Consider the following 14,910-nt stretch of genomic DNA (forward strand, 5'->3'; position numbering starts at 1 on the left):
GGACCTTGATGGAGCTGTAACCTGCAAAATTCGCCATCAAAAACTCATAGATGATATATTCGCTGCATGACCCAGGAAACCGCTGAACACGTCGCCGTCATGCTCAGGAACGCCCGGAGCGAAAAAGGCTGGACCCAGGGCCAGCTGGCCGCCGAGCTGGGAACCAGCCAGAGCGCGGTAGCCCGGATGGAGCAGGGTAAACAGAACCTGAGCCTGAAAATGATCCAGCGCCTCGAGACCATCTTCGACCGGAGCATCGTCAACGTGGGTAAACCGCAGATGACCCACCTTCGCGTGGAAGGCGGGCGCACCCTGTCCGGTTCGGTTGATGTCAACAGCAGCAAGAACGCCGGCGTTGCGCTCCTGTGCGCCAGCCTCATCAACCGCGGCACCACCGTCCTGCGCCGCCTGGCCCGGATTGAAGAGGTCAACCGCATCGTGGAGGTGCTGACCAGCATCGGTGTGGAATGCACCTGGCTCAACGCCACCGACCTCCGCCTGCGCCGGCCCGCTGTCCTGGACCTCGACTCGATGGATGTGGAGGCTGCCCGCCGCACCCGCAGCGTCATTATGCTGTTGGGTCCCCTGCTGGACGAGTCCGCCGAGTACAGGCTGCCCTATGCGGGAGGCTGCGACCTCGGCACCCGCACCGTCGAGCCGCACATGCAGGCGCTGCGCCAGTTTGGCCTGTCCGTCGAAGCCACGGCCGGTTTCTACGCTGTCCAGGCCCCGACGGCGGATTCGCGGGACCGCTCCTTCGTCCTCACCGAGCGCGGCGATACCGTCACGGAAAACGCCATCATGGCGGCCACCCACCGTGAGGGCACCACCGTCATCCGGAACGCCAGCCCCAATTACATGGTGCAGGACCTCTGCTTCTACCTGCAGATGCTGGGCGTCACCATTGAAGGCGTGGGCACCACCACCCTGAGGATCACCGGCAAGCCCGTCATCAACGCCGATATCGAGTACTTCCCGTCCGAGGACCCCATCGAGGCCATGAGCCTGATTACCGCGGGCATCGTGACGAACTCCGAGGTCACGGTGCGCCGCGTGCCCATCGAGTTCATGGAGATCGAGCTGGCCACGCTGGGGCAGATGGGCCAGCAGCTGGAAATCTCCGGTGAATACATGGCACGGAACGGCCGGACCCGGCTGGTGGACGTGACCACCAAGCCCTCGGAGCTGAAGGCCCCGGAGGACAAGATCCACCCCATGCCGTTCCCCGGCCTCAACATCGACAACCTGCCGTTCTTCGCGGTGATCGCAGCCAACGCCACCGGCCAGACGATGATCCACGACTGGGTGTACGAGAACCGCGCCATCTACCTGACGGAGCTGAACCGGCTCGGCGCGCAGGTCCAGCTTCTCGATCCCCACCGGATCTACATCAACGGCCCCACCAAGTGGCGCGCCGCTGAAGTGGGATGCCCGCCGGCGCTGCGTCCGGCCGCGTGCCTGCTGCTGGCCATGCTTGCGGCACGCGGCGTGTCCGAGCTGCGCAACATCTACGTGATCGAGCGCGGGTACGAGGACCTGGCCGAGCGGCTGAACACCATCGGCGCCAGGATCGAGTACTTCCAGGGCTGACATTCACTCTTCGTCATGAAGGGGCGGGGCACTTCAAATGTCCCGTCCCTGCCGCAGAATGTGACTATGCGTACCTTCGGCGTTGAGGAAGAGCTCCTGATTGTTGATCCGGAGTCCGGCGAACCGCTCGCCCTCGCTGACGCGCTTCTGTCCGGGCGGCACGTGGCAGCAGACGATTTGCCGCAGCCTCCGCAGGCGCCTGCCGCGAAGGACAACACGGACGGCGACGCGATGAGCCTGACTGCCGAGCTGAAGCTTGAGCAGATTGAGACGCAGACCCGCCCGTGCCTGGACTACGGAACGCTGCTGGACCAGATCCGTGCCGGCCGGTCCCTCGCCGACCAGGCGGCGCAGAAGAACCATGCCAGGGTCGCGGCGCTCGCAACCTCACCGCTGGGATCCACCAGCCACACCACCCCTGACCCCCGGTACGCCCGGATGCTGGAGCGTTTCGGGCTCACCGCCCAGGAACAGCTGACCTGCGGCTTCCACGTCCACACCTACATCGAGTCACCGGATGAGGGCGTGGCGGTGCTGGACCGGATCAGGGACAAACTCGCGGTATTGACGGCGCTCAGTGCCAACTCGCCTTTCTGGAACGGGCTGCCCACCGGCTTCGAAAGCTACCGGACCCAGGCTTGGAACCGTTGGCCGACGTCCGGACCAGCGGCCGTCTACGGTACCTATCCTGCGTACCGCCGGGTGGTGACGCGGCTCCTGGACAGCGGCGTGATGCTGGACGAAGGCATGTTGTATTTTGACGCGAGGCTCTCGCGGAACCACCCCACGGTTGAGGTCCGGGTAGCGGACGTCTGCCTGCGCGCCGACGACGCCGCACTGATCGCCTGCCTGGTGCGGGCGCTGGTGGAGTCGGCCAGCAGGGAGTGGCGCGACGGCGTGGACTCGGCTCCGGTCCCCACGGTCCTGCTGCGGATGGCATCATGGCAGGCCAGCAACTCCGGGCTCACGGGCGAGCTGCTGGACTTTGGCAACTTCCGTCCGGCACGCGCCGCCGATGTGGTCCGGTCGCTGGTGGATTACCTCGCCCCGGTGCTGGACGAACACGGTGAGCTGACACTGGCCCGGCAAGGCGTGGAGGACGTCATTGCCCGCGGCACGGGCTCGGCTGAGCAGCGCCAGGTGCGGGAAAAGGCACTGGCAGGCCAGCCCGGGGACTTCGGCTTCGGTGCGGTGGTGAAGCACGCTGTCAACGTGACCATGCGGGATACCCTCAAGGTTTCGGAGGCGAATACGGCGCCTGAGTTGCTGCGGGTGCGGCAGTCCTAACCCGCTCTGCCGGAAAGCCTGCCCCCACTGGCATCAAGGCTGGGCACACCGCCGGCGACGCCATCCGTGTCCGGACCAGCGTCGCCGCCGCGGAAACAGGCTAGATCTGTTTGAGGGCCTGTTCCAGGTCGCCGATGAGGTCCTCGGCGTCCTCAAGCCCCACGGACAGGCGCACAACCCCGTCGGTCAGGCCAATCGCAGCCCTGCCCTCCGGACCCATGGCCCGGTGCGTGGTGGTGGCCGGGTGCGTGATGAGGGACTTGGAATCGCCCAGGTTGTTGGAGATGTCGATGACCCGCAGCGCGTCCAGGAGTGCGAAGGCGGCCTCCTTGCCGGAGCGGCCGCCCGACGGTGCCAGCTCAAGGGTGAGTACCGTGCCGCCGGCCTTCATCTGCTTGGCCGCGAGCCCGTACTGCGGGTGGGACTTCAGGAGCGGATACTTCACCCAGCTGACGGCGGGCTGCTGCTCCAACCATTCCGCGAGCCGCAGCGCCGTGGCCGAGGAGTGGTTGACGCGCAGTCCCATGGTCTCCAGGCCCTTGGTGAGCACCCAGGCGTTGAACGCGGACAGGGCGGGCCCGGTATGGCGCATCAGTTGCTTCACGGGACCGTCAATGAATTCCTTGGTACCCAGGATGGCCCCGCCCAGCACCCGGCCCTGGCCATCGATGTGTTTGGTGCCGGAGTACACAATCACGTCCGCCCCCAGCTGGCCGCAGCGCTGCAGCAGCGGAGTGGCGAAGACGTTGTCCACCACCACCGTGGCACCCGCCGCGTGCGCAAGTTCGCTGACCGCCGCGATGTCCACGATTTCCTGCATGGGATTGGAAGGAGACTCGAAGAAGACAGCGGTGGTGGGCTCTGACAGGGCGGACCGCCACTGGTCCAGGTCAGGGCCGTCGACGAAGACGGTCTCCACGCCCCACCGCGGCAGGATTTCGTTGAGGATCACGAAGCAGGAGCCGAACAGCGAGCGGGCAGCCACTACCCGGTCCCCGGCAGCCAGCAACGCGCCGAGGGCCGTGAAGACGGCGGACATGCCGGACGCCGTCGCAAAGCATGCCTCGGTGCCCTCCAGCAGGCGGAGGCGTTCCTGGAACGTGGCCACCGAGGGGTTGCCGTAGCGGGAGTAGACGAAGCGTTCGTCTTCGCCGGTGAAGGCGCGTTCGGCAGCGGCGGCGGACTCGTACACGAACCCGGAGTTGAGGAAAATCGCCTCGGACGTTTCCTGGAAGTTGGTGCGGTCCAGTCCGCCGCGGACGGCCTGGGTGTCAGGGCTCCAGCCGGCGGCATCTTCGTTGAAGGTCACTTAGTTCTTTCCGAGGTTGGTGGGCAGGCCGCGGTTCTTCCAGCCGTTGACGGTACGTTCGCCGTAACGGTCCGGTTCGCCTTCGAAGCCTTCCAGGACGTTGTAGGAGATGAAGCCCGCCCGGGTTGCCGCTGTGGCCGCCGCGATGGAGCGCTGCCCGGAGCGGCACAGGAACAGCAGTTCGGTGCCGCGGTTCTCCGGGCCCTGCTGCTCAAGGTCGGTTATGAATTCCGGGTTGGGAATGCCGCCCGGAAACGTCCACTGGATGAACAGGGGATCGTTGTCCGTGGCCTTGGTGTCCGGGATGCCAATGTGCGCCCATTCGCCCTCAGTGCGGACATCCACCAGGATGGCGCCCTGCTCCAGTTTGGCCCAGGCCTCCTGGGGTGTCAGGTCTCCTGCGTAGCTCATGCATGGCCCTCGCCGTCGAATTCGGGTTCTTCAGTGGCGGATTCCAGGTGGTCCACAGCGGTGGCAACGGCGGCGTCCGCGGAGGCGATGGCTGCCGGGAGCACCACGGCCTGGGCTACGATGACGCTGCTGCCGTTGAAGGTCACTGCCGGGCTGCCGTGCAGCACGTACCCTTCCGCCAGGGCAGCCGAGATCCGCTCGCAAAAGGCGCGGTCGTCCGGGCCGCTGATCAGGCGGTAGGACAATTTCTCTTCAGGGACAGGTGCGTCAGACATGACGGATCTCCTTCTCTCACGCTTGCAGCTCGAATCGGTCGATATGCCGAGTATTCACCTGAGGCACCCCGCCGTGGAAGGAGGGTTGCCGACCGGCCAGTCAGGGCTTGGCGCCGGTACTCATTACTCCCCAAAAACGTAACACCTGCCGCCGGGAGCCGCACCGCCGCCGTCGTCATCTTCCGTAACTGAACCGGAAACACAGGGTCACAGGCGTGCCGGGCGCTTTCCGGACAGCGCCCGACGGCGGCATTGCCGCAGGTGGGCGGGTTTTACGCTGCTTCCTGCATGCATTCCCGGCGGGCTTCGACCGATAAAGTACAGGTGGGGCCGCTGCCCCATCAGGTCTTCGGCACCGGGGGGTTCCATGAGCATGCGTACATCCGCGCGACGACGCACCAAACCTTCGGTCCAATCGTTCCGCGCGGGCGCGTCGAGGGTGTGGACATTCCTTGCCGTTGTGCTTCTGGCAGCGAGTGCCGTGGTGCTGTCCGCAGGCGCCGCCAGCGCCGCCGACCTTAACCCGGACGAGGGAAAACCCCTGCTGGGGGCGGTGCTGGAGTGGGGTGAAGATTCCGCTGCCGGTTTCGCCGAACGGCTTGGAGCATCTCCCGCCGCCTACGGCCACGACCTCGCCCTGCCGTACCGCCCCTCGGAGCAGAACAACCTCCGGGGCTTCCTGGAGCAGGCGTCACTCCAGGGTTCGCATGCGATGTTCACTGTGAAGCCCACTGTGCCGCTCGACCAGATTGATGAAGCTGCCGCAGCGTCCTTTGCCGGGGAAGTGCGGCGGCTGACATCGGGTTTCACCGGGCAGGTGCTGATCCGTTTTGCCCCGGACATGAATGCCAGCTGGGTGGAATGGGGCCAGCAGCCCGGTGCGTACCGCAACGCCTTCCGTGCCGTGTCCGCCGCCTTCAAGACGTCCGACGGCGGCCCGCTGATGGTGTGGGAGCCGTACCTTGGCAAGGACTATCCCTTCGCCCGGAGCCGGAATGCGCCCGCTCCCGGCAGCGGGGGCTTCGCTTTGCTGGACACCAACGATGACGGAACGTGGGACGGGGCGGACAGCGCCTACGAACCCTACTATCCCGGCGATGACGCCGTGGACTGGGTGGGCCTGACCGCTTTCCACGACGATACGGCCGGCGGGGCGGCGGTGAACACGGTGCCGCGGGCAGGCGAGCTCCAGGAGATGCTCACCGCCTCCGGCGGGGAAAACTTCTACAGGGACTATTCAGCCGGCCGCAGCAAGCCGTTCATGCTGCAGACCGCTGCCTTCTACAGCCCCGCAGCCGGCGGCGCCTCCGAGGTGGACGTCAAGGCCGGCTGGTTCGACCAGGTGGTGGGGGCCGCCACGTCCACCAACTTCCCGAAGACCGCCATGGTGGTGTGGGACGAAAGGACCAGCACCCGGGACACGGGTGTAGCGAGCATCAGCTGGTTGCTGACCGGCAACTCCACCGTAGCCGCGGCTGCCCACGCCCGGCTGAAGGATTCGTCAATGGTGACCGGACCCGTCACGGAGGTTGGCGCCGGCGGCAGCTATGAACGGGCCAACACACTGACGGGCGCCGCGGCCTGGACTGTGGGAGCGGCGCTGATCCTCCTGTTGGCGGCACTGTGGCAGATTCCCCGCAGGGTTAACGCCGCCACGGCATGGGGCTACGGCGACCCCTCCAAACGGGATTCCCGGGTGGACCTGCTCCGCGGCATGGCCATTGTCTTCGTGGTGGTCAACCACCTGGGCATGACATCGCTGTTCCAGCTGCTGACCCAGGAGGCAGTGGGCTTCGTCAGCGGCGCCGAACTGTTCGTGTTGTTCTCCGGGCTGGTGGTGGGCATGGTCTACGGGCCCCGCGTCCGCGAGGATTTTGGCACCGTGCTGGACCTGACATCCCGCCGCGCCGGCAAGCTGTACCTGACGGCGCTGGTGGTCCTGGTTGGCGTCTTCCTGGTGTCCTTGCTTCCCATTTTCCGGACCGAGGCCCTCACCACCTTCGTGGACCAGGGGACCGGAGGGGCCGGGCACCAGGGGGCCGGCCGTACCTACGACCTCTATGCGGGGATGGAATCCCTCTTCCAGTTCCCGGTGCCGCCGCAGGTGCTGCCTGCCGTCCTCCTGCTGCAGTTCGGCCCCTGGCAGTTCAACGTCATGGGCCTGTACGTGGTGCTGCTGCTGGTCAGCCCGCTGGTCCTCGCCGCGCTCAGCCGTGGGAAGGCCGTCTGGGTGCTGGCCGCAACGCTTGGGCTCTACGCCGTCGGCTCCATCACACGCTTCCGGCTCTTGCCGTCGCAGTTCGAGGATTCGTTCCCTCTGCTTGTCTGGCAGGTGCTGTTCGTCATCGGCCTCGTGGCCGGCTACCACCGGCGGACCATTGTGGCGTGGCTGTCTGCCAGGACCTGGCTGGTAGTGGCATGCACCGCCGTCGCACTGCTGTTCGCGTTCCTGTCCTGGGGCAACCCCTACCTGGCCAACGGCTTCGACGTCCGCCTCGCCCTTATTCCGGACACGGCGTACCGGGTCATGTACGACGCACTCTTCGCCCGCACCTACCTGGCGCCGGGGAGGCTGCTCAACGTGCTGATCCTGGTAGTGGCTGCCTACGCGCTGCTGACTGCGTACTGGAAACCCATCGAGCGGGTGTTGGGCTGGTTCCTGATCCCCCTGGGGCGCGCCACCCTCTACGTGTTCATCATGCACGTGGTGCTGATCGCTGTGGTGGCCAACATCCCCGCCCTGCAGCAGGAGAATGTGCTGCTCAACACGGCGGCCTACGCCGTGGTCCTGGGGCTCCTGTGGGCGATGGTCCGGACGAAGTTCCTTTTCAAGATCATTCCTACCTAGCTGCGGCGTTCGGGGAGCCTGGGCTGGCTGCCCGGGTTACTGTCCGTGCGGCAGGATGAGCTGGTGCAGCAGGTGGTCCTGCCATGTTCCGGCGATTTTCAGGTACTCCGGGGCAACCCCGATCTCACCGAACCCTGCCCGGCGCAGGATTCGCCGTGACGCCGCGTTGTGCAGCAGGGTGGCGGCCTGGATGCGGTGGAGGCCAAGCTCGCTCTGCGCGTACCCGGCCGCGAACCGGACAGCAGCCGTGCCGACGCCCCGTCCCAGGAGGCCGTGGTCCACCCAGTAGCCAAGGTTGGCACTGAGGAACGGTCCCCGGACAATCCCGGTGAGGGTGATGGTTCCGACGATGCGCTGGGCCGCTGATGAGTTACCGAAGCCCTCGACGAGAACCCAGGGAACCTCCGTGCCCAGCACCAGCTGTTCACGCTTGGTCCGGATCAGCTCCCGCTGACGCCGGGCCGTGTAGAACGCCTCGGGCCGGCGGGGTTCCCACGGCGCCAGGTGCAGCCGGTTCCGGCGGTACGCCTCTGCGAGGGCGTGCCCGTCATTGCCGTGGAGCAGCCGGATACCCACGCCGTGGAGCAGTTCTTCCGGCTCGGCGACGGGTGCGGGGCGTGGATTGCTCATCCTTAGATTGTGCCGTGTAGTCCGCCGCTGCCTGCAGCCCGGCGGATCGGCCGTCCCGGCGGATGCTGTTGCCGCGGCATTAAATGAAAAATGCTGTGGCACACGTGGTGCCACAGCATTGGTTTCGGTTCTATACGAGTCCGGGGTAGCTGGCGACGATGTAGTCGGCTGCAGCCGGTCCCTTCATCCGCAGGCGGTTGTGCCGCGGGTTGATCCGGTGCTTCATGGCTGACCAGAACTGTGGTTCCGCGCCCGGGGAGCGCTGGTTGATGAAGCACCAGCTGGTGTAGAGCCCGAACAGGCGGTCACGGTTGAGGCCATGTTCTGTGGAGTCGTCGAGGTAGGTGGCTTCCTGGAGGAACAGATCGAACTGCGAATTAGCCATGGCGGCATCCCTTCGCTAAGTGCATGGTGTCGCCATTCGGCTATAGCGGCGAACCTCCACGCCCTGCACGGGGCGATGGAGTGTGACTTGACCCCTTGGAAAATTGGGGACTCTCAGGCGGAGTAACTGCCTTATCTACAATGTAGACTTTACCCGTAGACTACAACAGAAGCAATGCCCATGGCCGCTGAAGGCGGCCGACACCAGGTGCGGCAGCCGCCGGGTCCGGGCGTTCCAGATCCAAGGATGGAACCATGGAATCCCCCGAAACCCGCGGAGCAGGCGCTCAGCCGCGGCGCAAAACACCCCTCAGCAGGGAAACGGTCCTTGCCAAAGCCTTGGAACTCGTGGATTCCGACGGCGTGGACGCGCTGACCATGCGCCGCCTGGGCCAGGAGCTGGGCCGCGATCCGATGAGCCTCTACCGGTACGCAGAGAACCGTGCAGCGCTCCTGGACGGGGTGACCGAACTGGTTCTTGATGACCTCTGTATTGAGCCGGAAGATCCTGACTGGAAGGAACAGCTCCGCACCATCGCCCACAACCTTCGGTTGCTGGCGCTGCGCCACCCTAACCTTGTGCCGCTGCTTGTCACCAGGCCGCTCTCCACACCACTCGGACTGCGTCCCCTGGGCACCCTCAGGCCGCTGGAGCAAATCCTGTCACTGCTGATTGCAGCGGGCTTCAAGCCCTCGGACGCCCTCCATGTGTACCGCGCCTACTACGGATTCCTTTACGGCCATATCCTCAACGAACTGCAGGAATTCATCGTTGACCCGGAAGAAAACGAGGCGCTGCTCCGGTTGGGCCTGCACAGGCTGCCGCCGAAGGAATTCCCGCGGCTGCGGGCCCTGGCGCCGGCCCTTGCCGAATACGACGGCTTAAACGAACTCGACCAGGGAATCACCATCCTGCTGAGTGGCCTCGAAACCCAGCTGTCCCTGAAAGCCAACCGCTCCTGACAGCGTCTGCGCGGCCGGCAGTGGCTATTCGAACGATGCCCGCCGCCGGTCCTGCAGCCGGGTGTTCCAGACGTCCGGCCGGTTCACCTGGAACCGGCGGCCCGTCAGGGCCTTGGCGTTCAGCCGGATGTAGTTCGATTTTTCGCCGGGCTGCCAGGGCTCCAGCCCCAGGCCGTCCACGGCGTCCATTTCGGACTGATCCTCAATCACCTGGGTATCGCCGCGTACCACCACGCTCCATGCAAGCTCCGTGGCGGGGGCGTACCCGTCGATCTCCAGCGCCGCCGGGCGTTCCATCATGGCGCCCCACAGCTTGGAACCAGCTGCCGTGCGGAAGGCGATGCTCCGGCGGTGGACAACAAAATTTACCGGAAAGACCTCGGGGTGGCCGTCCACGACGATGGCAAGCCTGCCCAGCGTGTCGCCTGAAAGGAGGTCCCAGCAGTCGTCAAAGGAAAGGTTTTCGATTGGCAGCTTGAGCGAGTCCATGGTCCACACCTTACGGGCGAAGCGGGATGCGGAAAAGGGACTTCACCCCTTGTTTCAGTGCTATTCGATTCCGGCGTAAAGCTCGGTGAGCTCGGCCGTCAGTTCCTTCTGCAATGACGGGGTGCCAATCTGCTTGCCGTCGATCGTGTTAACGGGGGCGAGCAGGCGGACACTGGAGATCAGCCAGACCGCGTCGGCGTCCAGCAGGTCCTGCGGTTCCAGGGGTCCGTAGCCCAGTTCCCAGCCCGCTGCCTTTGCCGCGTGGAACAGGGCACCCTGGGATGTTCCGGGGAGAATGCCGCTGTCCAGCTGCGGCGTGATGAGGCGCTTGACGGTGGTGCCGTCCCCGGACTCTTCCACGTGGGCCAGCAGCACCGTGGAGGTGGGGCCCTCAAGCACGCGACCGTCGGAGGACAGGAAGATGACGTCGTCGGCGCCCTGCTTGCGGGCATGGCGCAGGGCGGCCATGTTGACGGCGTAGGAGAGCGTCTTGGCACCCATGAGCAGCCACGGTGCGCGCTCTGCAACGGTACTGTCGTAACCGCGGTCAAGCAGGATGACGTCGATGCCTGTTGCGCGCTGCCGGCGGCCGGCGGCCGGCGCAGGGGAGACCTGGACCCAGGCGGTGGCGGACGCCGCGCCCTCCACGCCGCGGGTAACCACCAGCTTGACCACCAGCTCGTCGTCATCCGGGGTGGTGGCGGGGTACTTTGCGTGGTGCCCGGCAATACCGGCAGCGATGGCCCGCCGCCACTCATCCTGCCCCGGAATGCTGAGGTCCAGTGCTTCCGCAGAGCCACCGAGGCGGTCCAGATGGGCCTGGATTTTCCGGACAGACCCATGTACGGCGAGCATTGTCTCGAAGATGCCGTCACCCCGGGTTGCTCCCTGGTCCGTGACCATCAGCTGCGGCTGGGATGCGTCGGCGGGCCGGCCGTCGGGGTAGGCGGGATCGAGGAAAACGAGTACCACGGGGGCGGGAGAGGTCATGGCTCCAGCTTAGTGCGGTGCCGCGCGGATAAGCTGGGCGGAGTGCCCGGACGGAACCCGTCCGCCGGGAGCTCATCTTCCGGGGGTTATCTCGTGTTGTGGCCATTTTCGCTTGCCGGCACCGCGCCGATGTGGGTAGTGGTGATCCTCGGTGTGGCAGACCTCGCCATCAGGATCCTGGCCTTGGGGATCATCCCGGGCAACCGGCGCCCCACCACGGCTATGGCCTGGCTGCTGGGCATCTTCTTCGTGCCCTTCGTTGGCATCATCCTCTTCCTGCTCTTCGGCAACTTCCGGCTGTCCAGCCGGCGCCGCGAGCAGCAGCAGCAGGTCAACGAGAGGGTGCAGGCGGGCATCACGGCGCTCTCCGACGCCGAAAACGACTACCAGGGCCCCGAATGGGTGAAGTCGGCCGGTGAACTGAACCGCCGGCTGGGTTCGCTGCCCATGGTGGACGGCAATACGGTGGATCTCATCCCCGGCTACCCGGATTCCATCTTTGCCATGACCGAAGCGGTGCGGAAGGCGAAGAAGTTCGTCAACGCCGAGTTCTACATCATGAGCACCGACCACATCACCGATGACCTCCTCACCGCCCTCGAGGAAGCCGCAGAACGCGGCGTCGAAGTGCGGGTGCTCTTTGACCACATCGGCACCCTGCGGGTCAAGGGATACAAGAACCTCCTCAAGCGCCTCAGAGCCGGCAAGATCCAGTGGAAGCGCATGCTGCCCCTGCTGCCCATCCACGGGCAGTGGCGCAGGCCGGACCTCCGGAACCACCGCAAGATCATGGTGGTGGATGGTGAGCTGGCCTTCACCGGGTCGCAGAACCTCATCGAGCCCTCTTACAACAACCCCCGCCACCGCAAGGCCGGCCGCGAATGGGTTGAGCTGATGGCCTGCCTCCGCGGACCGATCGTGACCACCCTGAACGTCGTCTTCGCCACCGACTGGCTCAGCGAGACGGACGAGTCGCTGGAGCACCAGCTGCAGCTTCCGGTGGACACGGCTCCGGGGCACGTCACCGCCCAGGTGGTGCCCAGCGGCCCGGGATTCATCACGGAGAACAACCTGCGGCTGTTCAACACCCTGATCTACTCGGCGCAGCACCGGATTTCGATCTGCAGCCCGTACTTCGTCCCGGATGATTCCCTGCTGTACGCCATCACCACGGCAGCCCAGCGCGGCGTGGACGTTGAACTGTTCGTTTCCGAAAAGGGCGACCAGTTCCTGGTCCACCACGCCCAGCAGTCCTACTACGAGGCGCTGCTCGAGGCGGGCGTCCGGATCTTCCTGTACAAGGCCCCGTTCGTTCTCCATGCGAAGCACTTCACCATCGACGACGAGGTGGCCGTCCTGGGCTCGAGCAACATGGACATGCGCTCGTTCTCCCTGAACCTTGAGGTGTCCGTCATGTTGCTCGGCGCAGACATCGTGGCCAAGATGCGCGCGGTGGAGAACACGTACCGGGACATCTCCCACGAGCTGCGGCTGGCGGACTGGCTGAACCGGCCGCTCGCCGCCCGCTATGTGGACAACGTGGCGAGGCTGACGGCAACCGTCCAGTAGTGCCGGCCAGCCAGTTCCGGCAGGGGCTTCAGGGGTCGGGGAATTCCGCGCCGAGGGTTGAAAGCACCCCGTAGGCCTTGGTCCGGATTTCATCGTATTCCTCGTCCGGCACGGAGTCGGACGTGATGGCGCCGCCGACGCCGAGGGTCAGTTCCGCCGTACCGTCGCCGTCCGCGCTGATCACCAGGGTCCGGATGGCGACGGCCAGGTCCGTGGCACCGTTCAGCGAGAAATATCCAATGGCACCCGAATAGACGCCGCGGGGGCCGGCTTCCAGCCGGTCGAGGATGGCCATGGTGCTGATCTTCGGCGCCCCGGTCATGGAACCGGCAGGGAAGCAGGCGGCCACGGCTTCGGCCCGCGGGGATCCCGGCGGCAGGCTGGCGTCGATGGTGCTCACCATCTGGTGCACTGTGGCGTAGCTTTCGATCGCGCACAGCCGGCTCACCGTCACGGAGCCGGGGACCGCGAAATGGCTGAGGTCGTTCCGCAGCAGGTCCACAATCATGATGTTCTCGGCCCGGTCCTTCAGCGACGTCGCAAGCTCCGTCCGCAGGGCAGCATCCTCAGCGGCGTCGGCAGCCCGGCGGCGGGTGCCCTTGATCGGTTCGGCACGCATGCCGCCGTCGGACGCTATCCGCAGGAAACGTTCCGGGGAGGTGCTGGCGACCGCCAGCCCATCGAACGCCAGGTAGCTGGCGAAGGGTGCCGGGTTTCGCCGGCGCAGGGCCAGGTACGTGTTCCATGGATCCACGGTATCCGCCGGAACATGCGCCGCGAGGGTGGTGGTCAGGCAGACTTCATAGGTGTTGCCCTCGCCGATTTCGCGCTGCGCCTCGGCAATTTTGGCCCGGTAGGCCACGCCACTGTCCCGGCTCGTGAACGCAGGCACGGGGGAGCCGCCGACGCCGGTGCTGCCGCCGTCAAGGGCGGCGCCGGCCGGGTAGGCGGCGGCATCCTGGCTGTCCGACGCCGTGGGTGTAGCCGCTGCGGCCCGCACCGCTGCCCGTGCGGTGTCCAGCCATTCGGTGGCGTCCGGGGCGTCCAGGGCCAGGAGCCAGGCAGTGCCTTCCACATGGTCCAGGACAACTGCCCGTCCGGCGAAGATCAGGGCAGCGTCCGGCGTGGCCGCGGAAACATCGGCGCCGCCGGTTTCCCGTTTCAGTTCGTAGCCCAGATAGCCCAGCCACCCCAGGGTGAACTCTCCGGGGTAGCCCTCCGGGGCGCGGACCGCCCGGCGGCCCCACACGGTGTCCAGCCACCGGAAAAACGGTCCGTCCACGCTGGCGGTAACGGAGCCGGCGCTGATGTGGCTGGCTCCGGCACGGTGCGTGACCGACTGGCCGAACGTGCCGCCGTCGTCCGCCAAAATGCTGAAGCGGCTGCGTTCGGCGGCCGTCCGCACGGTTGGATCGGCGGGATCCCCGCCTGCCGCCGGCCCCGTGATGATTGAAACCCCGGCGTTGGACGAGTCAAGCCAGACCGCGTTGGCGGACTGGCCGTAAAGGGCACTGAAGAGTTCGGCGGCCCGCGGGCGTGCGTCGAGCCGTTCCGCATGGAGGCTCAGGCCCCGGCGGGCAGACAGTTCGGGCGCGAGGACCTGGGCCAGCCCCGGGAGATACGGCAGGAGCTGCAGCACGTCCTCCGGCGCGCCGCCATCGGCCACGTTCCGGATGTGCAGGTCCGCCTCGGCGGCAACATCGTCCGCGGCGAGCCATTCGGACTCCTGGGCCGCCCACTGGTCCCAGTAAGGTTCGTAGGTTTCGCCGTCCCGCTGCAGCGCGCGGGTGCGTCGGACGTCCTCCGGCGAGTCCGCCCAGATGACCGCGCTCAGGAAGGGCCGGGCCGCGGCGGCCGCGGCGCCGACTCCCTCCACGATGACGATCTCGGCGGGAAGGGTGACCCGGGGGTCGCCGTCGTAATGCCTTTCCCAGTCCCAACTGGTCCAGGCAGCGGCCTCACCGCGGCTGAGCGGGCCGAGGACGGTGCTGATGTAGCGTTCGATGCCGGCGGCCAGGCCGTTCCAGCCGGGGTAGATGTCCTCGAGGTGGAACAGCGACACCTTGTGGCGGGCGCGCAGCCGCGCGGCGAGTTCCACGGCGAGGGTGGTCTTGCCTGCACCCGAGCGTCCGTCAATGGCGATGATGACGGGGGCTGGGCTCATG

At 66.3% G+C, this 14,910-nt stretch carries 13 protein-coding genes and 1 riboswitch; of the genes, 5 read left to right on the forward strand and 8 right to left on the reverse strand.

The genetic code is table 11. From position 1 onward, the window contains the following. Positions 1 to 66: 66 nt before the first annotated feature. Positions 67 to 1,590, forward strand: coding sequence for a UDP-N-acetylglucosamine 1-carboxyvinyltransferase (locus OVA06_RS00330; RefSeq protein ID WP_268155450.1), 1,524 nt, complete (start codon positions 67 to 69; stop codon positions 1,588 to 1,590). A gap of 66 nt (positions 1,591 to 1,656) precedes the next feature. Further along, positions 1,657 to 2,877: a glutamate--cysteine ligase 2 gene (locus OVA06_RS00335; protein ID WP_268155452.1), complete on the forward strand. Its 1,221-nt coding sequence runs from the start codon at positions 1,657 to 1,659 to the stop codon at positions 2,875 to 2,877. A 100-nt stretch (positions 2,878 to 2,977) separates the two neighbouring features. Here the strand turns inward: OVA06_RS00335 and OVA06_RS00340 are convergent, their stop codons facing one another. Genes OVA06_RS00340 through OVA06_RS00350 form a run of 3 tightly spaced genes read right to left on the reverse strand, consistent with a single transcriptional unit; the run spans position 2,978 to position 4,872 of the window. Further along, positions 2,978 to 4,186, reverse strand: coding sequence for an O-succinylhomoserine sulfhydrylase (locus OVA06_RS00340; RefSeq protein ID WP_268155454.1), 1,209 nt, complete (start codon positions 4,184 to 4,186; stop codon positions 2,978 to 2,980). Beyond that, positions 4,187 to 4,597: a rhodanese-like domain-containing protein gene (locus tag OVA06_RS00345; RefSeq protein ID WP_056081412.1), complete on the reverse strand. Its 411-nt coding sequence runs from the start codon at positions 4,595 to 4,597 to the stop codon at positions 4,187 to 4,189. Next, positions 4,594 to 4,872, reverse strand: coding sequence for a DUF1737 domain-containing protein (locus OVA06_RS00350; RefSeq protein WP_056081410.1), 279 nt, complete (start codon positions 4,870 to 4,872; stop codon positions 4,594 to 4,596). Before OVA06_RS00350 ends, OVA06_RS00345 begins: the two co-directional genes overlap by 4 nt. Before the next feature lie 13 nt (positions 4,873 to 4,885). Continuing rightward, positions 4,886 to 5,000: riboswitch (SAM riboswitch) on the reverse strand. A gap of 239 nt (positions 5,001 to 5,239) precedes the next feature. Here OVA06_RS00350 and opgC point away from each other — a divergent pair. After that, complete coding sequence (opgC, locus tag OVA06_RS00355; protein ID WP_268155456.1) at positions 5,240 to 7,720, forward strand: OpgC domain-containing protein; 2,481 nt, start codon at positions 5,240 to 5,242, stop codon at positions 7,718 to 7,720. Between the two features lie 36 nt (positions 7,721 to 7,756). Here opgC and OVA06_RS00360 read toward each other — a convergent pair whose 3' ends face one another. After that, on the reverse strand, positions 7,757 to 8,350 hold the full coding sequence (locus OVA06_RS00360; RefSeq protein ID WP_268155458.1) for a GNAT family N-acetyltransferase: 594 nt from the start codon (positions 8,348 to 8,350) through the stop codon (positions 7,757 to 7,759). A gap of 130 nt (positions 8,351 to 8,480) precedes the next feature. Beyond that, positions 8,481 to 8,735 (reverse strand): hypothetical protein, encoded by a 255-nt coding sequence (locus OVA06_RS00365; RefSeq protein ID WP_268155461.1) that lies wholly within the window; start codon positions 8,733 to 8,735, stop codon positions 8,481 to 8,483. Between the two features lie 254 nt (positions 8,736 to 8,989). On the opposite strand from OVA06_RS00365, the gene OVA06_RS00370 reads away from it, so the two are divergent. Further along, entirely contained in the window at positions 8,990 to 9,697 is a 708-nt protein-coding gene (locus tag OVA06_RS00370) for a TetR/AcrR family transcriptional regulator C-terminal domain-containing protein (RefSeq protein WP_268155463.1), read from the forward strand. 24 nt (positions 9,698 to 9,721) lie between these two features. Here the strand turns inward: OVA06_RS00370 and OVA06_RS00375 are convergent, their stop codons facing one another. Continuing rightward, positions 9,722 to 10,186, reverse strand: coding sequence for a pyridoxamine 5'-phosphate oxidase family protein (locus tag OVA06_RS00375; RefSeq protein ID WP_268155465.1), 465 nt, complete (start codon positions 10,184 to 10,186; stop codon positions 9,722 to 9,724). 60 nt (positions 10,187 to 10,246) lie between these two features. Then, complete coding sequence (locus tag OVA06_RS00380; protein WP_268155467.1) at positions 10,247 to 11,176, reverse strand: aminodeoxychorismate lyase; 930 nt, start codon at positions 11,174 to 11,176, stop codon at positions 10,247 to 10,249. 129 nt (positions 11,177 to 11,305) lie between these two features. Here OVA06_RS00380 and cls point away from each other — a divergent pair, with 129 nt between their 5' ends. Then, positions 11,306 to 12,745: a cardiolipin synthase gene (cls, locus tag OVA06_RS00385; RefSeq protein ID WP_268160556.1), complete on the forward strand. Its 1,440-nt coding sequence runs from the start codon at positions 11,306 to 11,308 to the stop codon at positions 12,743 to 12,745. Between the two features lie 28 nt (positions 12,746 to 12,773). Here the strand turns inward: cls and OVA06_RS00390 are convergent, their stop codons facing one another. After that, positions 12,774 to 14,909, reverse strand: coding sequence for a chorismate-binding protein (locus OVA06_RS00390; protein ID WP_268155469.1), 2,136 nt, complete (start codon positions 14,907 to 14,909; stop codon positions 12,774 to 12,776). Between the last annotated feature and the right edge of the window lies 1 nt (position 14,910).

The sequence above is a fragment of the Pseudarthrobacter sp. SL88 genome (assembly GCF_026672455.1).
GTDB lineage: Bacteria > Actinomycetota > Actinomycetes > Actinomycetales > Micrococcaceae > Arthrobacter.